Below are 18579 nucleotides of genomic sequence, written 5' to 3'. Positions count from 1 at the left end.
TGGTGCCCGAAAGCGTCAAACCGGCCGCGTCACCGGGTATCGGCGAGCAGTTCGGCGACCGTGACGAACCGGTAGCCGTCGGCGCGCAGCCCTCTCACCACGCCGGCGATGGCCGCGCGGGTCTCGCGCCCGCTCCCGTACCAGGGGTGGAGCAGGATGATCGAGCCCGGCCTGACCTGCTCGCGGACCAGGGTGACGATCTCGGCGGCGGCAGGGGTGGCGCCGGAGTCGGGCTCCACGTCCCACATGACGGTGACGCGGTCGTGCCCGGCCAGGTAGAGCGGCAGCGTGAGCAGCTTCTTGCCGGTCGGCGGCCGGAACGGGATGTCGCCCCGCTCCCCCGCCTGCCGGATGAGCGCGTCGGTCGGCTCGATCTCCGCCTCGACCGTCGAGGGCGGCACGAACACCATCCGCCGGTGCGTGAACGTGTGGTTGCCGAGCTGGTGCCCGGCCGCGACGAGCGCCTTCCCGTGCTGCGGCCACGCGCGCAGCTGCGACCCGACGACGAAGAAGGTGGCGCGCGCCTTCTCGGCGGCGAGCACGTCGATGATCTCCTGGGTGTGCTCGTCGGGCCCGTCGTCGAACGTCAGCGCCACGACCTTCTCGCCCGTCTCGACCCGGTCCACCAGGCGTCCGGCCAGCTGGAACGTCCGCGCGTTCATGACCAGGTAGCCGCTCACGGCGACGAGCACCAGCAGCGCGACGGCGACCGCCAGCGCCCTGCGGGTCCGGGATGTGTTCATGAGTGCAGCAGTGTAATCAGGGGCTGACCGCTTTGATTGGTTATGTGGAAGAGTGGGCTTCCCGATGGACATGATCGGACACCACCCCGGTAAGCGCTTGCCCACGGACGCCGAAGGGACTCGAGTGACAGGACGACGGCCACGGGCCCTGCTGGTCATGGACCCCGCGCACTTCCGCGTGCAGTTCCAGGAGCCGCAGTTACGCCGGTTGCGCGCCCTCGCCGAGGTCGCCGAGCCGCTCCCGGTCACCGGTTTCGGCGACGAGCGGGTGCGCGGACTGCTGCGCCGGACCGAGGTGCTGATCACCTCGTGGGGCTGCCCGCCGCTGACCGCCGAGGTGCTGGCCGACGCCCCCGAGCTGCGCGCGGTCTTCCACTGCGCGGGCACGGTGCGCCCGTTCGTCACCGACGAGGTGTGGCGGCGCGGCATCCTCGTCACCAACGCCGCCGACGTGAACGCGATCGCGGTCGCCGAGTTCACGCTCGCGGCGGTCATCTTCGCGGGCAAGAAGGCCCCGTTCCTCGCCCAGGACGCGCGCAGGCACCGCGACGACTGGTCCTACCTGGAGCGGCGCGGCGAGCTGTCCAACCGCGAGCGCACGGTCGGCATCGTCGGCTTCTCGCGCACCGGCCGCCGGGTCGCCGAGCGGCTGCGCGCCCTGGAGGTCGACGTGCTGGTGGCCGACCCGTACGCGGACGCCGGCGAGGTGGCGGCCGCGGGCGGCCGGCTGGTCCCGCTGCCCGAGCTGCTGCGCGCCTGCGACGTGCTCACCCTGCACGTCCCCGCGCTGCCGGCCACCCGCCACCTGATCGGCGCGGCGGAGCTGGCCCTGCTCCGGGACGGCGCGACGGTCATCAACACCGCGCGCGGCTCCGTCCTCGACACCGCCGCCCTGGAGCGCGAGTGCGGCTCCGGGCGGCTCCACGCGATCCTCGACGTCACCGAGCCGGAGCCGCTGCCGGCCGATTCGCCGCTGTACGACCTGCCCAACGTCATGATCACCCCGCACGTCGCCGGGTCCCTCGGGTCCGAGACCCGGCGGATGAGCGAGAGCGCGCTCGACGAGCTCGAACGCTACCTGTCCGGGCGTCCGCCGCGCGCGGCCGTCACCGCCGACGACATCGCGGTGAGCGCCTGACCCCCGGGACCGGCTCGCGCGGCGCCGTCGCGCCCTTGACGTTCGCCGGGCGTTGACCTCGCCTTCAGGCTGCCGTCGCCGCGACCGGCCAGGATCGCCGCGCAGCAGTTCGTCGAAGGAAGTAGTGGCACCATGCGTAGCGCGATCCTGTCCACCCTGGCGATCGGGGCCCTGCTGGGCTCCGGGGCCGTCGCCGCCCCCGCCGCAGCCGGCACGTCGTCGTCGTGCGCCGGCGCGCCGCGCACGCCGGTGACCTCCGGGGCGGTGTTCAGCGAGCCGGTGGGCGGTGACCCGGTCGCCATCGTGAGCAGGCTCTGCGACCTGGTCCGCCAGACCCCCGCCGGGGCCGGCATCAGGATCGCGCACTTCGTCATGTCGGGCACGGCCGGCAGCGAGTTCGCCGCCGAGCTGCTCAAGGCGCACGAGCGGGGCGTGCGGGTGCAGGTGGTGCTGGACGGCGACGCGCGCGGCAAGGCGGTGGCCGAGCGGCTCGCCGCCGTCCTGGGCACGGACACCTCGGCTGCCTCGTTCGCGCACGTGTGCTCCGGGCCGATGTCGGGCGGCACCGCCGCCTGCGTCGGGGACAAGGGGCAGCACAACAAGTTCTACCTGTTCTCCCGTACGGGAGGCGCGTCCGACGTGGTCGTGCAGTCGTCGGCCAACCTGACGAACCTGAACTCGACCACGTACTGGAACAACGCCGTCGTGCTGGCGGGCAACCGGCGGCTGCACGAGGCGTACGCCTCCTACTTCGCCGACCTGGCCGCCGAGCGGAAAAGCCTCGACTACGACCGGGTCGTGCGGACGGGGGCGGCGGGCGGCTCGGTGCGGGCGCACTTCTTCCCCAGCGCCGAGGGCGACCCGATCGTGGAGGCGCTGGACGGGGTCTCCTGCCGCGACGGCGCCCCGATCCGCGTCGGCATGTCGGAGTGGGACGGCTACCGGGTCGCGATCGCCGAACGGCTGGCCGAGCTGGCCCGCCAGGGGTGCACGGTGCAGGTCGTCGCGGGCGTGCTGGACGCGGAGGTGGAGGCGGCGCTGCGCGCCGAGCCGAGGATCGAGCTGCGCACGCTGAGCTCCGGCAGCGCGCTGCCCGGCCGCATCCACTCCAAGTACCTGCTGGTCGACGGCTGGGTCTACACGGGCAGCCACAACTACAACCAGACGTCGCTGCGCCGCAACGACGACACCCTGCTGCGGCTCAACAACAAGGCGATTCACGCCCAGTTCGTGGCGAACTTCGACAGGATGCGCGCCGCCGCCGCGTCCTAGCCACCTGGGAGTCACGTGGCTCTCAACAGTTGGTCATGACGGTCAGTCAGATTCGGCACATCGGCCGCTCCCGAGTACGAGGAGATCCATGTTCCGTCTCGCCGGCTTGATCGTCATGACCGTACTGGCCCTGTTCCTCACCCCCGCGACGGCGGCCTCGGCGGCCCCGGTGGCCAACGTCGCCCATCGCGGCGCGTCCGCCTACGCGCCGGAGAACACGCTGTCGGCCTTCCGGCTGGCCGCCGAGCTGGGCGCCGACGCGTTCGAGCTGGACGTGCGGCTGACCCGCGACGGCCAGCCCGTCCTCATGCACGACGCCACGCTGGCCCGCACCACCGACGCCGAGCGGGTCTTCCCCGGCCGGGCGCCGTGGCGGGTGGGCGACTTCACCCTGGAGGAGATCCGCGAACTGGACGCCGGGTCGTGGTCCGGGCGCCGCTTCGCCGGGGAGCCGGTGCCCACGCTGCGGGAGGCGCTGCGCGAGATGAGCGGCAGCGGGCTCGGCGTGCTGGTGGAGGTCAAGGAGCCGCGCCTGTACCGGGGGATCGAGGCGCGGGTGGCCGGGGAGCTGCGCCGCTCGTGGCGCGGGCCGCTGGTGGTGCAGTCGTTCGACCACGGCTCGATGCGCCGCTTCCACGACGTCATGCCGGAGGCCGCGATCGGGCTGCTCGGCGCCCCGCCGGCCGCCGAGCTGGATGCGCTGTCGGAGTTCGCCGACCAGGTCAACCCGCCGTACGGCGGCCTGACCCGCGACTACGTGCGGCTCGTGCAGCGGCACGGGATGCGGGTGTTCGCCTGGACGGTGGACGACGCGGCCGCCATGCGCCGGCTGGTCGCCCATGGCGTGGACGGCATCATCACCAACCGGCCCGACGTTCTCGACGCCCTTTGACGGGTAGCCGGGACGGCATGGCGACAGAGCAGGATCCCGATCACCTCCGCCCGGAGGGCATGTCGGACGAGACGGTCGAGGCACTGGGCGCGCTGAGCGAGGCGCTGGAGACGACGCACCGGGCGCGGGGCCACCTGTACGCGTGGCACCAGCTCACGGGCAGCGCCGACGCCCGCCTCGACCGGGCCGTCGAGCTGCTGCGCCGGACCGGGCACCAGGAGCTGGCCGACCGCGTCGAGCGGGAGCTCATCGGGCTGAACGTGATCGACGGCCGGTGGACGTTCCAGGTGGTCGAGGAGTACGACGCGCTGTACTACGCGGCCTTCCAGGAGATGGAGGCGCACGTGCGCGACCGGCTGGCCGGGGGCCGCCGCCACGTCCACGAGGCGGAGATGAAGCAGCGCAGGCGCACGCCGGGCCTGCCCGGTCACGAGGCGGCACCGTAAAGGCTTCCCGCAGGTAACCGATAACCCCCGAAACCCAACCAAGTGTTGACCACTCGGTAACAAGTGGTGGATAACAGGTGTCGGCAGAGGCAGTAAAACCGCACTGGCTCGGAGACGCCGATGACGAGCGAGGCATCTCCCGCGCTGGTGGGCCGCGACGCGCACCTGCGAGCGCTCATCGGCGCGATCACCCGTCCGCCCGCCGTGGCCCTCGTCCAGGGCGAGGCGGGCATCGGGAAGACCCGGCTGGTCCGGACGGCCGTCGACCGGCTGGATCCGGACCGCCACACCGTGCTGCTCGGGCACTGTCACCAGATCCGCGAGCCGTTCCCGTACGGGCCGGTCTTCGACGCGCTGCGGCAGATCGGCGGCGCGCTGCCGGGCCGGGACCGGCTCAACCCGGTGACGGGGGCCGTGGGCGGCTACCTTCCCGAGCTGGCCGGGCACCTGCCGCCGGCTCCGACGCCGCCGCCGCTGGACGACCCGCGCGCCGAGCGGCACCGGCTGTTCCGCGGCGTGCACGCGCTGCTGGCCGTGGCCGCGCCCGTGGTGCTGGTCGTGGAGGACCTGCACTGGGCCGACGACGGCACCCGTGACCTGCTGCGCTTCCTCATCGGCCGGCCGCCCGAGGGGCTGGCGCTGGTGGTGACGTTCCGGCGGGAGGATCTGCCGGTGCCGGGGCTGCCGTTCGGGCACGCCTACCGGCACCCGCCCGACGTGACGAGCGAGGTGATCTCGCTGACGTCGCTCGACGTGGCGGGCGTACGGGCGCTCGCCGGCGAGCTGCTGGGCGGCGCCCCCGTGACGGCCGGGTTCGCGGCGCGGCTGCACGAGCGGACGGCCGGGGTGCCGTTCGTGATCGAGGAGGTCGTGCGGTCGCTCCAGGAGCCCGGCGACGAGGAGGCGCTGGACCGGATCGCGGTGCCGGTGCTGCTGCGGGAGGCGATGGCCGAGCGGCTGGCCGGCCTGTCCCCCGCCGCCCTGCACGCGGTGCAGGCCGCCGCCGTGCTGCGGCTGCCCGCCGACGAGTCGCTGATCGCCGCCGTGTCGGGCTCCGGCGCCGCCGCCCACGGGCTGCGCGAGGCGCTGCGGGCCGGGGTGCTGCTGGAGCGGCCCGACGCGCTGTACGGGTTCCGCCACGCGCTGGCCCAGCAGGCGGTCTACGACGCGATCCCGGGCCCGGACCGGCGGCTGATCCACGGCCGGGCGATGGCCGCGCTGGCCGGGCTGGACCCGCCGCCGCTGGTGCAGCTCGCCTACCACGCGCGGCGGGCGGGCGAACTGGCGGCCTGGCGGCGGCACGGCGGGGCCGCCTCGGAGCACGCGGCGGCGGTCGGCGACGTGCCGCTGGCCATCGAGGTGCTGGAGGGCATGCTGGCCGACCCGGCGCTGCCGCCCGACGCGCGGGGCCCGCTGGCGTTGCAGCTCAGCCGGGTGGCCGCGATCGGCCTGTCGTACCGCAGGTCGGTGCGGCTGCTGCGGCACCTGCTGTCGGACGACTTCCTGCCCCGGCACGTACGCGGCGAGGCCAGGCTGAACCTGGGCGTGCTGCTGTCGAACCAGGCGGGCGCGGTGGCCGAGGGCCGCCGGGAGGTGCTGGCGGCGCTCGCCGACCTGGAGGACCGGCCGGGCGTGGCGGCGCGCGGGCTGGCGCTGCTGGCGATGCCGTCGTGGGGCGGCGAGCCGCTGGCCTGCCACGAGAAGTGGATGGCGCAGGCCGAGAGCCTGCTGTGCTCGGCCGACGACCCTGAGCTGCGCACGGCGGTGCACGCCAACAAGGTGTCGATGGCGATGCTGGTCGGCGCGCCGGACGCGTTCGAGCTGGCGGAGACGCTGCCGGAGGGCGCCCGGTCGGCGGCGGCGCGGCGGCAGGTGGCGCGCGGCTACGCGAACCTGTGCGACGCCGCGGTGGCGCTCGGCCACTACGGCGAGGCGGCCAGGTTCGCCCGCGAGAGCAGGCGGGTCGCCGAGGAGAGCGGCGCCCTCTACCCGGTGTGGCTGGTGGACGTGTCGTCGATCCGGCTGGACTGGCTGACCGGCCGCTGGGAGGGGCTGCGCGAGCGGGCGGCGGCCGTGGTGGAGATGACGTCGGAGGTGCCGATGCTGGCGGCCGACGCCCGGCTGGCCCTCGGCATGCTGGCGATGGCGACCGGCGAGTGGGAGGAGGCCGCCTGCCACCTGGGCGCGGCCGGGCTGCAGGACGTGGACTCGGCGTTCCTGCCGGTGGCGGCGGCTGCCTCGGGCGGGCTGGTGGAGCTGCACCTGGCCCGCGACGCGCTGGAGGGCGCGGTGCGCGAGGCGGACCGGGCGGTGGCCAGGCTGCGCCGCAAGGGCGTGTGGGTGTGGGGCGACCAGCTCGTCCCGGCGGCGGTGGCCGCGCTGCTCAGGTCGGGCCGCCGGGCGGACGCCGAGGCGCTGGTGGCCGAGTTCGCCGACGGGGTGGCGGGCCGCGACGCGCCGTCGGCGCAGGCGGCGCTCGGCTCGGCGCGGGCCCGGCTGGCCGGCGAGCGCGGCCTGTTCGAGGAGGCGGCCAGGCTGCACGCCGGGGCGCGGGCCGCGTACGAGACGATGCCGCGCCCGTACGCGGCGGCGCGGGCGGCGGAGGCCGAGGCGGAGGCGCGGCTGGCGCTGGGGGCGCGGGAGGCGGCGGCGCAGATCATCGCCGACGCGGCCGAGCGCTACGCGGTGCTCGGCGCCTCCCACGACGCGGCGCGCTGCCGGCACGCGCTGCGGGAGATCGGCGCGAGCGCGCCGCGCCGGGGCCGCAGGGGGCGCGGCGGCGTGCTGTCGCCCCGGGAGGCGGAGGTGGCCAGGCTGGTCGCGTCGGGCCGCACCAACCGGGAGATCGCCGAGGTGCTGTTCCTGTCGCGCCGGACCGTCGACACGCACGTGGCCAGCGTGCTGCACAAACTCGGCGTGCGCACCCGCAACGAGGTGGACCCGCCCCCGTGAGCGCACAGGGGAAGGCCCCGGCCGGGGAGGGGGTGCCGGCCGGGGCCCGAAGGCGGAACCGCTAGACGGTGATGCTCCAGGAGTCGAGGAAGCCGGTGTCACCGGCGTAGACGTCCTCGACCCAGAGCACCCAGGTGCCCGCGGCCTGCTGACTCACCGGGACGGAGAACGTCCGGGTGCCGTACGGCGTGCAGGAGGTGCCGCCGTACCTGTCGACCGCGTACCAGGTGCCGTTGGGCCCGCGCAGGTAGATGTCCAGGTCCTCGGCACACGTGTGACTGATCGTGATGGAGAGCCTGACCGGCGAGGCGGCGGTGCCGCTCGCCGTGGACGAGACGGGACTCTGCACGTAGCTGTAGTCGTAGATCCGGTAGTCGGTGCCGTTGGTGAAGGTCCGGCCGCCCGAGCCGCCCTCGACGGTCAGCGCGTAGCGGACCGTCCGGGTGGCCGTCTCGCCGGTGCCGGTGACGGTGATGCTGTAGTCGCCGGCCGGGGTGGTGGCCGAGGTGGTGATCGTCAGGGTGGAGGAGCCGCCAGAGGTCACCGAGGCCGGGTTGAAGCCGGCCGTGGCGCCCTGCGGCAGGCCGGAGGCGGACAGGTTCACGGTCTGCGGGGTGCCGGCCGTGGTCGTCGTGCCGATGGTGGTGGTGGCCGCCGAGCCCGCCTGGACGGTGCCGGAGGCGGGGCTGGCCGAGACCGAGAAGTCCCGGTCAGGGGTTCCGCCGCCGACCGCCTGCTTCCAGACGGCGTACATGGCGGCGTCGGAGGCCCGGTCGAGGATCGTGTCGTTGATGTTGGCGCTGGTGTCGCAGGCGGCGTGGTAGCAGGAGTCGTACGCGCGTCCCGACTGGCCGCCCCACTTCGAGGCCTGCGTCGCCGTCTTGATGGCGCTGGCGCCCGCCGCGACCCCGGAGCTGGCGATGCCGGCGTTGCGGAAGGAGGCGTCGTCGGAGCGGTTGGCGCCCTCGACGTTCTCCTCCGGCCGCAGGTTCAGGCCGTCGTAGAACTCCTTGAGCGGGGCCGCGCCGGCGGTGGTGATGTTGTTGATGAAGTAGCCGCCGTTGGGCGAGCCGACCATGTCGTAGTTGTAGTAGACCTGGACCTTGGCCCGGTCGGCCGCGCTGAGCCGCGAGACGTAGAACTCCGAGCCGTTCAGGCCCTGCTCCTCGTCGGTCCACCAGCCGAACCTGACGTGCTTGGCCAGCTGCGGGTTCTCCCTGGCCAGCGTCAGCGCGACCTCCAGCAGGGCGCTGGAGCCCGAGGCGTTGTCGTTGATGCCGGGTCCCGCGCTCACGCCGTCGAGGTGCGCGCCGGACATGATGACCTGGTTGTCGTCACCGCCCGGCCAGTCGGCGATCAGGTTGGGGCCGGAGCCGCTGGTGCAGCCGGAGGTGCACGCCTGCCGGACCACGGTGTAGCCGGCCTCGCGCAGCTTGCCCTCGACGTAGGACACCGACGCCGTGTAGCCGGGCCCGGTCGACCTGCGGTTCCCGCCGTTGGAGGTCGCGATCGACTGGAACTGCGTGATGTGCGCCTTGACGTTGGCCAGGCTCACGTCCGGCACCTCGACGGGCCCGCCCGGGCCGACCGTCAGCGTGAACGTCGCCGTGTGCGTCGCCGACCCGCTCCCGGTCACGGTGATCGGGTACGTGCCCTCCGCCGTCGAGGAGCCGACCGACAGGGTCAGGGTGGAGGAGTTGCCCGAGGTCACCGACGCCGGGTTGAAGCTGGCCGTGGTGCCGCTGGGCAGGCCGGTGGCCGACAGGTTGACCGTCTGGGAGCTGCCCGAGGTGGTCTGCGTGCTGACCACGGTCGTGGCCTGCTGGCCGGGCTCGGCGCTGCCGCTGGCGGGGTTGAGCGCGATCGAGAAGTCGTTGCCCGGGGTGCCGCAGGCGGGCTCGCCGGACTGCGCCGGCACGCTCACCGCGTTCCACGCCGCCTTGGTGGTGTTGCAGGCGGCGCTGTTGGCGCCGAACAGCTCGACGGCCGCCGCGACCGACGCCGAGCGGACGTTCACGTACCGCCAGGAGGAGGTCTTGCGGCCCAGCGCGCTCATGAAGATCTTGCCGGCGTCCTGGATGCCGATGCCTGTCACCGACGAGGGGCCGCCGGAGCAGATCGGGCTCGACGGCTTGCCGCCGCCCGGGTTGCTGCCCTCGGCCAGCAGGTAGAACCAGTGGTTCAGCGGGCCGGCCGCCGCGTGCACCTCGGTGTTCGGGATCTGGTTGCTGTAGCAGTTCGGGTCGTTGAGCAGGCCCGGGTTGTACATGTTGCGGATCGGGCCCTGGCCGACCAGGTCGACCTCCTCGCCGACCAGGTAGTCCGGCGGGTCGTTCGGGTTGTTGGCGTAGTGCTCGGTGAGCGCGCCGAAGATGTCGCCCGTCGCCTCGTTCAGGCCGCCGTTCTCGTTGCCGGACCCGGCGCCGCCGGGCGTGGTCTGGAAGATGGCGTGGCCGAACTCGTGCGCCACCACGTCGATCGGCGTGGCCTGCCGGGTGTTGGCCTGGTTGTGGCCGAAGTTGGTGTAGCTGCCGTTCCAGTAGGCGTTGACGTCGTTGAGCCCGACGCGGGCGGGGAAGCCGCCGCCGTTGCCGTTGATGCCGTTGCGGCCGAGCCAGTCGCGCAGCATGTCCCACTGGCGCTGCACCCCGTACAGGGCGTCGACGCAGGCGGTCTCCAGGTTGGTGCCGGAGCCGTTGCCCCAGCTGTCGTCGGTGCCGGTGTAGGCGGAGCCGTTCTGGCCGCCGCACCGGATGCCGGGCCTGCTCGTGTCGGTCATCGAGTACGAGCTGCCGGAGCCGCTGGTGGCGATCGTGACCTGGCCGTAGTAGTAGCCGTTGCCGGTGCCGGCCCGGACCACGTCGTAGGAGTCGGCGACCTCGCCGGTGACGGCGTCGACGAACACGTGCTGGATGCTCGGCTTGCCGCCGGCGATGCCGGAGACGACGGCTTCCCAGGTCAGCCTGGGCTTGTCGCCCCAGGCGAGGACGACCAGGCGCGGGGCCCGGGTGTCGTCGACGCGGGAGAGCTTGGTCCTGGCGGTCTTGAGCGCCTCGGCCGCGCTGACGGTCGCCTTGGTCGGCACGTCGGCGCCGGTGGGACCGGACGCCGCGACCGTGTCGCGGACGCGGCCCGCCCCGTCGGTGACGACGACGGCGTCGCCGCCGACCATCGGCAGGCCCTTGTACGTGCGCTCGTAGGCGACGTAGAACATCTCGTTGGCGCCGGCGGTGACGCCCACCCGGCGGTAGGCCTCGTCGGGGCTCTTGACCAGGTTGTCCAGCCCGCTCTGCACGGCCTGGTCCGCGACGGCGGCGGCGCGGGACTCGGGGTCGGCCACGGCCGCCGCCGCCAGGCCCTTCTGGGCGCCGGGCGGCTTGGCCTCGGCCGGCAATGCCGACAAAGTCAGCGAGGCGGCCGTGGTGATGCCCACGGCCGCCGCCACTAAAGCTTTGCGTCTCACGATGGGAGGCTCCTTTCGGATTCTTCCCATGGCAGAGCCGCGCCTTGTGGGCACATGCGGTCGCCCTGCCGGGAAGTGGGGGGTGAAAGCGAGCGTGTCGCCTTGTCGTGTGACGCTAGGCGTTACCCGGAGGCGGGGAAATACGTATGTGCCTCCGTACGTATACCGATGTTTCGATCAGCGCTGGTCAGGAGGCCGCGCCGAGGAAGCCGTTCTGCTCCAGCCAGTCGGCCGAGACCTTCTTCGGCTGCTCGCCGTCGACGTCCACACGGGCGTTGAGCTTCTGCATCGTGGCGTCGTCCAGCTTGGCGATCACCGGCTGCAGCACCTTCTCCAGCGCCGGGTGCTTCTTGTAGAGGTCGTCCTTGATCGTGACGGCGGCGTTGTAGACGGGGAAGAACTTCTTGTCGTCCTCCAGCACCGTCAGGCCGAGCGCGGCGATGCGCCCGTCGGTGGTGAAGACCTCGCCGAAGTTGCAGGTCTCGCCCTTGTCCGTCTCGGTGTAGACGACGCCGGTGTCGAGCAGCGCGATCCGGTCCTTGGGGATCTTCATGTCGTACGCCTTGGACAGGCCGGGCAGGCCGTCGTCGCGGGTGGAGAACTCGGTCTCGATGCAGATCGTGACCTCCTCCGGCTTGGTCCTGGCCAGCTCGGCCACGTCCGAGACGGTCTTGACGCCGAGCTCCTGGGCCTTCTCGGTGCGGATGGCCAGGGCGTAGGTGTTGTTCAGCGGGGTGGGGCCGATCCAGCGGACGCCGTTCTTCTCCAGGTCGGCACTGGCGGTGGCCTTGAACTGCTCGGCCGGGTCCTGGATCGGGGTGGTGTTCTTCAGGTGCTCGATCCAGCCGGTGCCGGAGTACTCCCAGTACAGGTCGATCTCGCCGGCCATGAGGGCCTTGCGGTTGGTGACGGTGCCGCCGAGGTTGACCTTGTCGACGACCTCGGCGCCGTGCGCCTTCAGCAGTTGCACGGCGATGTTGCCGAGCATGATGTTCTCGGTGAAGTCCTTGGACCCGACGACGAACGTCGCGCCCTCCAGTTCGTCGCCCGCGCTGGACGCCTCGACGGCGTCAGTGGAGCCGCAGCCCGCGGCGGTCACGGTCAGGGCTGCGGCGGCGAGCAGGGCGAACGTCTGGCGAAGGGGACGGGAAAGCATGCAAAGACACCTCTTGCTTGGTGAATCAGGCGAAATCGGCGGACAGGTCAGATGCCGCGTGGCTTGAGCAGGTTCTCGGCGAGCCCGCCGAGCCAGTCGATGAAGAACGCGATGCACGCGGTGAGCACGGCGCCGACGATGGTCACGGGCATGCGGTTCAGCTTGAGCCCGTTGATGATCAGCTCGCCCAGGCCGCCGGCGGCCACGAACGCGCCCAGCGTGGCGACGCCGACCGTGAGCACCAGGGCGGTGCGCAGCCCGGCGAGGATGGCGGGGACGGCCAGCTTGAGCTCGACCCGGCGCAGGATCTGCCCCTTGGTCATGCCCATGCCGCGGGCCGCCTCGATGAGGGCCGGGTCGATCTGCTGCACCCCGACCATGGTGTTGCGCAGCACCGGCAGCACCGCGTAGACGACGAGCCCGACCAGCGCGGTCTGGAAGCCGACGCCCAGCACGAACGTGGCCAGCACCAGCAGCCCGATGCACGGCACCGCCTGGCCGAGGTTGCCCGCGGTGAGGATGAGCGGGGTGACGAACCGGTTCCTGGAGCGCGAGGCGACGATGCCGAGCGGGATCGCGATCACCACGACCAGGGCGGTGGCGGCGACCGTCATCTGCAGGTGCTCGACGGTCTTGTCGACGAGCACCGCCTGGTTGAGGCTGCGCCGCTCGATCGAGTCCAGCTCCAGCGTGCTCACCCACGCGTACAGGGTGACCAGGGCCGCCGCGATGGCGGCGGGCGCGATCAGGTGGCGCAGGCCGGAGGGGCGGGCGGGGGTGCGGGCCGTGCCGACGGCGAGGGTCTCAGCGGTCACCGGCCGTCACTTCCTCCGGGGCTTGTTCATGGGCCGTGCCCACCGCGCCGCACAGCGCGGCGTACGTGATCACGCCGGACGGCGTGGAGCACCGGTCCGCCGCGTGCGCGACCATCGTGTCCAGCGCCTCGCGCAGCGTCGCGCCGGCCGCCACCGCGGGCAGCGCCGGGTCCGGCAGCGGGCTCTCGTACGGCACGTCCTCGACCCTGAGCAGCGCCAGGCGCTTGAGCGTGGCGTCCTGGCCGATGAACCCCGCCACGTAGTCGTCGGCCGGGGCCGCCAGGATGTTGGCCGGCGTGTCGTACTGGGCGATGTGCGAGCGCTCGCGCAGCACCGCGATGCGGTCGCCCAGCCGGATCGCCTCCTCGAAGTCGTGCGTGACGAAGATGATCGTCTTGCGGAGCTGCTTCTGGAGCTTGGCGAACTCGTTCTGCAGGTGCTCGCGGGTGATCGGGTCGGTCGCGCCGAACGGCTCGTCCATGAGCATGACCGGCGGGTCCGCCGCCAGCGCGCGGGCGACGCCGACGCGCTGCTGCTGGCCGCCGGAGAGCTGGCGCGGGTAGCGGTCGCGGAACGTGCCGGGGTCCAGGCTCACCAGCTCCAGCAGCTCCTCCACGCGGGCGGCCACCTTGGCGGCCGGCCAGCCGAGCAGCTTGGGCACCATCGCCACGTTCTGCCCGACGGTCAGGTGCGGGAACAGGCCGACCTGCTGGATCGCGTAGCCGATGTGCCGGCGCAGCTCGTCGGGGTGCAGGCCGAGGACGTCCTGGCCGCCGATGCGGATCTGGCCGGACGTGGGCTCGACCAGCCGGTTGATCATCTTCATGGTGGTGGTCTTGCCGCAGCCCGACGGGCCGACGAAGACGACGAGCTCGCCCGCCGGGATGTCGAGGCTGACGTTGTCGACCGCTGGGGCGGGCTGCCCCGGGTAGTGCTTGGTCAGCTCCCGCAGCTCGATGCGGACGCCTGCGGGATCACGGTCGAACACGAAGCCCCCTCGGGGTGGTCAGAAGGCGGACGGCGGAGAAGCCGGCGTCGAACAGCACCGCGATCACCACGATGCCGAGCGTGCCTGCGAGCGTCGCGTTGAGCGAGTTGACCGATCCCAGCCGTGCCAGCCCTTCGAAGATCTGGTTGCCCAGTCCGGGGCCGTCGACGTAGGCCGCGATGGCGGCGATGCCGATGAGCATCTGCGTGGAGATGCGCACCCCCGCCAGGATCAGCGGCCAGGCGAGCGGCAGCCGGACCCGCAGCAGCACGCGCGCGCTGCTCAGGCCCATCCCCCGCCCGGCCTCGACGGTGGCGGCGTCCACGCCGCGCAGGCCGGTCACGGTGTTCCTGATGATCGGCAGGAACGCGTACCCGGTCAGCGCGATCAGCGTGGAGCCCCAGCCGAGGCCGGTGAACGGGATGAGCAGGGTCAGCAGGGCCAGGGAGGGAATGGTCAGAATGCCGGCGGACAGCGCCAGGGAGGCGCCACGCGCTTTCGGGGTCTCGTACGTCAGGAGCCCGATGCCGACGCCCACGGCCGTGGCGATGCCGATCGCGATGGCCACGACCAGGGCGTGTTCGGCGGCAGCCAGCGAGAGGGTGTCCCATCGGGAGACCACGTACTCGCTGAAAGTCATGAAGTAACCGCCTTCGCTTACAGTTGCATGGGAATGTAAACGTATGGCTAGTTGCGCTCATCGCAAAATCTGTTGCGATGAGCGCAACCCAGTTGTTATGAACGGATGGGCATGAGCGAGAAGCTCCCCGTGTCTTCCGCAGGCCTTCGCCGAGACCTCGAAATCCTCGACGTCCTCGCAGGTCACGGCGATGAGCGCGACACCGACGGGTTCGGCGTGAGCTGGATCGCGCAGCGGCTCGGCCGCGAGAAGAGCCAGGTGTCACGGGCGCTGCGGGCGCTGGAGGGCGAGGGCATGGTCGAGCGCGACCCGGTGACCCGCCGCTACCGGCTCGGCTGGCGGCTGTTCGCCCTCGCGGCGCGCAGCCAGCAGGCCCGGCTCGTTCAGGTGTCGGCGCCGTTCCTGCGCCGGCTGGCCACCGCGTTCGACGAGGACGCCCACCTGTGCGTGCTGCGCGGCGACCAGGTGCTCACGCTGGTGTCCATGCCGTCCTCGCGCGCCTACCACCGCATCTGGGAAGGCGTGTCGGTGCCCGTGATCATGGCCGCGGCGGGCCGCTCGCTGCTGGCCGACTGGGACCCCGAGCGGGTGCGCGAGCTGCTGCGCGCCAAGCTGCCCGCCGGGCTCGACTCGGCGGTCAGCGGCGAGGAGCAGTGGATGGCCGACCTCGACCACGCCCGCACGTTCGGCTACGTGGCCAGCGACGTCGAGCTCGACGACAGCGCCGCCGCGGTCTCCGCCCCGGTGCGCGACCACCGCGGCCTCATCACCGCCGCGATCAGCGTCTCCCTCTCCCGGGTGCCGGCCGCGCCCCGGCTGGAGGAGATCGGCCGGGCGATCGCCGACTCCGCCCGCGACCTGTCCACCGCGCTCGGCCACCCGCCCCGCTGACCTGTCCGTCCCGCTCCCCTGCCACCTGCCCCGCTGACCGGCGGCCTGTCCGTCCCGCTGACGGGCCGCCCTCCTCACCCGGACGGGTCCCGTACGGGTGAGCTGCCCGTACGGGTGAGCGCCCAGGGAGGGCTCCGGCGCAGCCCGGGGTCACCGGCGCACGCCCGATCCCCGGCGCCGGGCCGGTCCCGCAGCCGCTCCCCGGCGCGAGGGTGGCCGGGTGGATGGGCTAAGGCTTCGGCCGGGTCGGCGGGGTCGCCGTGCTCGCCGTGCCAGCGGGCCAGCCGGCCGCGGCGGCCGACGGCGCGCAGGCGGCGTTCGGCGGCCTCGCGGCAGGCGGCGGTGGTGACGATGAGCAGCTCGTCGCCTTCCCGCAGCCGCGTCTCCGGCGCGGGCACGAACGTGGCCCGGTCGCGGATGACGAGGCTGATGGCCGCGGGCGCGGGCAGCCGCAGCTCGCCCACCTCCACCCCGTGCAGCCGCGACCCGGCGGGCACGGTCAGCGTGAGCAGCTCGGCGTCGAGCACGTCGAGCGGCGCCGACTCGATGTCCACCTCCCTGGCCTGGCCCGGCTGGGTCACGCCGAGCAGCCGGGCGAGCGCGGGCAGCGCGGGCCCCTGGATCAGGGTGAAGACGACGACCAGCACGAACACGATGTTGAGCAGGTGCCCGCTGCCGGGCACCCCGGCGACGATCGGGAACGTGGCCAGCACGATCGGCACCGCCCCGCGCAGCCCCGCCCACGAGATGAACACCTGGTGCCGCCACGGCACCCGGAAGGGCAGCAGCCCGGCGAGCACCGAGACGGGCCGGGCGAGCAGCAGGAGCACCAGCCCGACGACGAGGGCGGGCAGCAGCGCGGCGGGCAGCTCGCTCGGGTCGACGAGCAGTCCGAGCATGACGAACAGGCCGATCTGCGCCAGCCAGCCGGCGCCTTCGGCGAAGGAGCGGGTGGCGGCCCGGTGCGGCAGCACGGCGTTGCCGAGCACGATCCCGGACAGGTAGGCGGCCATGAACCCGGAGGCGTTCAGCGCGCCCGCGGCGGCGAAGGCGATGACGCCCAGCCCGAGCGTGGCCAGCGGGTACAGCCCGGTGGCGGGCAGCGCGACGTAGCGCAGCGCGGCGACGCCGCCCCAGCCGGCGAGCAGCCCGACGGCGGCCCCGGCGGCGATCTGGTAGACGACCTGCCCGCCTATCACGGCGAAGTCGGGCACCCCGGCGGCGCTGCTGAAGACCAGCACCAGGATGACGGTCGGCGCGTCGTTGAACCCGGACTCGGCCTCGACCATCCCGGCCAGCCGCCGGGGCAGCGGCAGCGTCCGCAGCACGGCGAACACGGCGGCGGCGTCGGTGGAGGAGACGATGGCGCCGAGCAGCAGCGCGAGCTGCCAGTCGAGGCCGAGCAGCAGGTGGGCGCCGGTGGCGGTGACCAGCACGCTGACGGCGACGCCGAGGGTGGCCAGCATCGCCGACGGGGCCAGCAGCGTGCGCAGGTCCGTCCAGCGGGTGCTGAGCCCGCCCTCGACGAGGATGAGCGCCAGCGCGCAGGTGCCGAGCGTCTGGGCGAGCTGGGCGTCGTCGAACCGGACGCCGAGCACGTCCTCGCCGATGACCATGCCCAGCCCGAGGAACAGCAGCAGGCTGGGCAGGCCGAGCCGGCTGGCGGTGCGTACCGCCGCGATGCCGGCCAGGAGCACGAGCCCGCCGGCGAGCAGCACGACGTAGAGCTCCGGCAGCGTCATCAGAGGAAGTACCGCAGCCAGACGTAGACCCATGCCAGCACCGAGGTGATCGCGGTGACGAGCAGCCCGTACCGGGTGAACTCCCAGAAGGAGATCCGGTGCCCGGAGCGCGCGGCGATGCCGAGCGCGACGACGTTGGCGCTGGCGGCGACCGCGGTGCCGTTGCCGCCGAAGTCGGCGCCGAGCGCGAACGCCCACCAGATCGCCTGTCCGGTGGCCGGGTCGGGCGCCTGGGCGACGAGCCCTTCGACGATCGGCGCGACGGTGGCGACGTACGGGATGTTGTCGAAGAACGCGCCGAGCACGGCCGAGCCGAACAGCAGCGACGTGGCCGCGCCGAAGTAGTTGTCGCCGACGGCGCTGATCACCCACTCGCCCGCGGTGGCGATGACGCCGGTGTTGACGAGTCCGGCGACCATGACGAACAGGCCCATGAAGAACACCAGCGTGGGCCATTCGACCTCGCGCAGCGTCTCGCCGGTGTCGGCGCGGGCGACGAGCATCATCACGCCGGCGCCGACGAGCGCCACGATGGACGGCTCGACGTGCACGACGGCGTGCAGCCCGAACCCGACGACGACGAGCCCGAGCACGACCAGGCAGCGGACGAGCAGGCGCGGGTCGGTGATCGCGCGCCGCTCCTGCAGCGCCATGACCTCGGCCACGCGGTCGGGGTTGTAGACGAACGACTTGCGGAACAGCACCCGCGTGAGCAGCAGGAACACCAGGAAGACGATGACCACGACCGGGGCCATGTGCGCGAGGAAGTCGTTGAACGTCAGGCCGGCCCGGCTGCCGATGATGATGTTGGGCGGGTCCCCGATGAGCGTGGCGGCTCCGCCGATGTTGGAGGCGAGGACCTCGGCGATGAGGTACGGCTGGGCCGGGATGTGCAGGCGGTCGCACACCATGACGGTGACGGGCGCGACCAGCATGATCGTGGTGACGTTGTCCAGGAACGGCGAGGCGATCGCGGTGATGGCCATCAGCATGACCATGAGCCGGTACGGCCTGCCTTGCGACTTCTTCGCGGCCCAGATGGCCAGGAAGTCGAAGACGCCCGTCTGCTTGATGATCCCGACGATGATCATCATGCCGAAGAGCAGGAAGATGACGTTCCAGTCGATCCCCTCGTGCTCGGAGAAGAACACCTGAGCTCCGGGGATCAGCCCGAGTACCGCCATGAGGCCGGCGGCGACGAGCACCACCTTGACCTTGTTCACCTTCTCGGTGGCGATGAAGAAGAACGCCACCACGAAGACGGTCAGGGCGAGTGCACCGGTCATCGCACACGCCCCGGCGGGCCGGTACGCTCCGGGGACGTGCGGGGTGATGATGGTGACAGGCGAGACATGACGGTCCTCCAGATCAAGGCGGGAACATCAAGTCTCGACAATCAGGGACGATCCGGACATCGGGTCTGACACCCATCTCTGCCGGT

The 18579-nt window shown here is 72.6% G+C and carries 14 protein-coding genes; 6 read left to right on the top strand and 8 right to left on the bottom strand.

Annotated features, from left to right (window positions below):
- Positions 1–29 precede the first annotated feature (29 nt).
- Complete coding sequence (locus ACWDXC_RS17205) at positions 30–743, bottom strand: polysaccharide deacetylase family protein (protein ID WP_449982627.1); 714 nt, start codon at positions 741–743, stop codon at positions 30–32.
- A gap of 124 nt (positions 744–867) precedes the next feature.
- Here ACWDXC_RS17205 and ACWDXC_RS17200 point away from each other — a divergent pair, with 124 nt between their 5' ends.
- The 5 genes from ACWDXC_RS17200 (at position 868) to ACWDXC_RS17180 (ending at position 7443) form a co-directional block, all read left to right on the top strand.
- Positions 868–1881 carry a hydroxyacid dehydrogenase gene (locus tag ACWDXC_RS17200; RefSeq protein WP_449982624.1) on the top strand — a complete coding sequence of 338 codons (1014 nt, stop codon included), beginning with the start codon at positions 868–870 and terminating at the stop codon, positions 1879–1881.
- Between the two features lie 132 nt (positions 1882–2013).
- Positions 2014–3153 carry a phospholipase D-like domain-containing protein gene (locus ACWDXC_RS17195; protein ID WP_449982621.1) on the top strand — a complete coding sequence of 380 codons (1140 nt, stop codon included), beginning with the start codon at positions 2014–2016 and terminating at the stop codon, positions 3151–3153.
- 88 nt (positions 3154–3241) lie between these two features.
- Positions 3242–4045 (top strand): glycerophosphodiester phosphodiesterase, encoded by an 804-nt coding sequence (locus ACWDXC_RS17190; protein ID WP_449982618.1) that lies wholly within the window; start codon positions 3242–3244, stop codon positions 4043–4045.
- Positions 4046–4062: 17 nt separating this feature from the next.
- Positions 4063–4491: a hypothetical protein gene (locus ACWDXC_RS17185; protein ID WP_219508019.1), complete on the top strand. Its 429-nt coding sequence runs from the start codon at positions 4063–4065 to the stop codon at positions 4489–4491.
- Positions 4492–4611: 120 nt separating this feature from the next.
- The gene (locus ACWDXC_RS17180) at positions 4612–7443 is read left to right on the top strand and encodes an ATP-binding protein (protein ID WP_364174934.1); all 2832 of its coding nucleotides are present in this window, start codon (positions 4612–4614) and stop codon (positions 7441–7443) included.
- Between the two features lie 61 nt (positions 7444–7504).
- Here ACWDXC_RS17180 and ACWDXC_RS17175 read toward each other — a convergent pair whose 3' ends face one another.
- The 5 genes from ACWDXC_RS17175 to ACWDXC_RS17155 all read right to left on the bottom strand — a co-directional run bounded on the left by ACWDXC_RS17175 (position 7505) and on the right by ACWDXC_RS17155 (position 14505).
- Positions 7505–10906 (bottom strand): M28 family peptidase, encoded by a 3402-nt coding sequence (locus ACWDXC_RS17175; RefSeq protein ID WP_449982613.1) that lies wholly within the window; start codon positions 10904–10906, stop codon positions 7505–7507.
- Between the two features lie 187 nt (positions 10907–11093).
- On the bottom strand, positions 11094–12062 hold the full coding sequence (locus tag ACWDXC_RS17170) for a glycine betaine ABC transporter substrate-binding protein (RefSeq protein WP_449982611.1): 969 nt from the start codon (positions 12060–12062) through the stop codon (positions 11094–11096).
- 47 nt (positions 12063–12109) lie between these two features.
- Positions 12110–12877 (bottom strand): ABC transporter permease, encoded by a 768-nt coding sequence (locus tag ACWDXC_RS17165; RefSeq protein WP_219508026.1) that lies wholly within the window; start codon positions 12875–12877, stop codon positions 12110–12112.
- Positions 12867–13865 carry an ABC transporter ATP-binding protein gene (locus ACWDXC_RS17160; protein ID WP_308125883.1) on the bottom strand — a complete coding sequence of 333 codons (999 nt, stop codon included), beginning with the start codon at positions 13863–13865 and terminating at the stop codon, positions 12867–12869. Before ACWDXC_RS17160 ends, ACWDXC_RS17165 begins: the two co-directional genes overlap by 11 nt.
- On the bottom strand, positions 13852–14505 hold the full coding sequence (locus ACWDXC_RS17155) for an ABC transporter permease (RefSeq protein WP_449982607.1): 654 nt from the start codon (positions 14503–14505) through the stop codon (positions 13852–13854). The genes ACWDXC_RS17160 and ACWDXC_RS17155 overlap by 14 nt, the downstream gene beginning before the upstream one ends.
- Before the next feature lie 129 nt (positions 14506–14634).
- Between ACWDXC_RS17155 and ACWDXC_RS17150 the strand changes: the two genes are divergently transcribed.
- Positions 14635–15396 (top strand): IclR family transcriptional regulator, encoded by a 762-nt coding sequence (locus ACWDXC_RS17150; protein WP_449982604.1) that lies wholly within the window; start codon positions 14635–14637, stop codon positions 15394–15396.
- Positions 15397–15470: 74 nt separating this feature from the next.
- Here ACWDXC_RS17150 and ACWDXC_RS17145 read toward each other — a convergent pair whose 3' ends face one another.
- Both ACWDXC_RS17145 and ACWDXC_RS17140 read right to left on the bottom strand, forming a co-directional pair.
- Positions 15471–17138 carry a potassium/proton antiporter gene (locus ACWDXC_RS17145; RefSeq protein ID WP_449982601.1) on the bottom strand — a complete coding sequence of 556 codons (1668 nt, stop codon included), beginning with the start codon at positions 17136–17138 and terminating at the stop codon, positions 15471–15473.
- Entirely contained in the window at positions 17138–18424 is a 1287-nt protein-coding gene (locus ACWDXC_RS17140) for an ArsB/NhaD family transporter (protein WP_219508034.1), read from the bottom strand. Before ACWDXC_RS17140 ends, ACWDXC_RS17145 begins: the two co-directional genes overlap by 1 nt.
- Positions 18425–18579 lie beyond the last annotated feature (155 nt).

This window comes from Nonomuraea sp. NPDC003214, from assembly GCF_053590035.1.
The sequence above is the reverse complement of the archived record's forward strand: the minus strand, read 5'-3'. Positions and strand labels throughout refer to the sequence as shown.

What these genes read in the sequence shown, in the direction of transcription:
- ACWDXC_RS17205 (WP_449982627.1), bottom strand. Translation starts at nt 743, where the DNA reads ATGAACACATCCCGGACCCGCAGGGCGCTGGCGGTCGCCGTCGCGCTG.
- ACWDXC_RS17195 (WP_449982621.1), top strand. Translation starts at nt 2,014, where the DNA reads ATGCGTAGCGCGATCCTGTCCACCCTGGCGATCGGGGCCCTGCTGGGC.
- ACWDXC_RS17190 (WP_449982618.1), top strand. Translation starts at nt 3,242, where the DNA reads ATGTTCCGTCTCGCCGGCTTGATCGTCATGACCGTACTGGCCCTGTTC.
- ACWDXC_RS17185 (WP_219508019.1), top strand. Translation starts at nt 4,063, where the DNA reads ATGGCGACAGAGCAGGATCCCGATCACCTCCGCCCGGAGGGCATGTCG.
- ACWDXC_RS17180 (WP_364174934.1), top strand. Translation starts at nt 4,612, where the DNA reads ATGACGAGCGAGGCATCTCCCGCGCTGGTGGGCCGCGACGCGCACCTG.
- ACWDXC_RS17170 (WP_449982611.1), bottom strand. Translation starts at nt 12,062, where the DNA reads ATGCTTTCCCGTCCCCTTCGCCAGACGTTCGCCCTGCTCGCCGCCGCA.
- ACWDXC_RS17155 (WP_449982607.1), bottom strand. Translation starts at nt 14,505, where the DNA reads ATGACTTTCAGCGAGTACGTGGTCTCCCGATGGGACACCCTCTCGCTG.
- ACWDXC_RS17145 (WP_449982601.1), bottom strand. Translation starts at nt 17,138, where the DNA reads ATGACGCTGCCGGAGCTCTACGTCGTGCTGCTCGCCGGCGGGCTCGTG.
- ACWDXC_RS17140 (WP_219508034.1), bottom strand. Translation starts at nt 18,424, where the DNA reads ATGACCGGTGCACTCGCCCTGACCGTCTTCGTGGTGGCGTTCTTCTTC.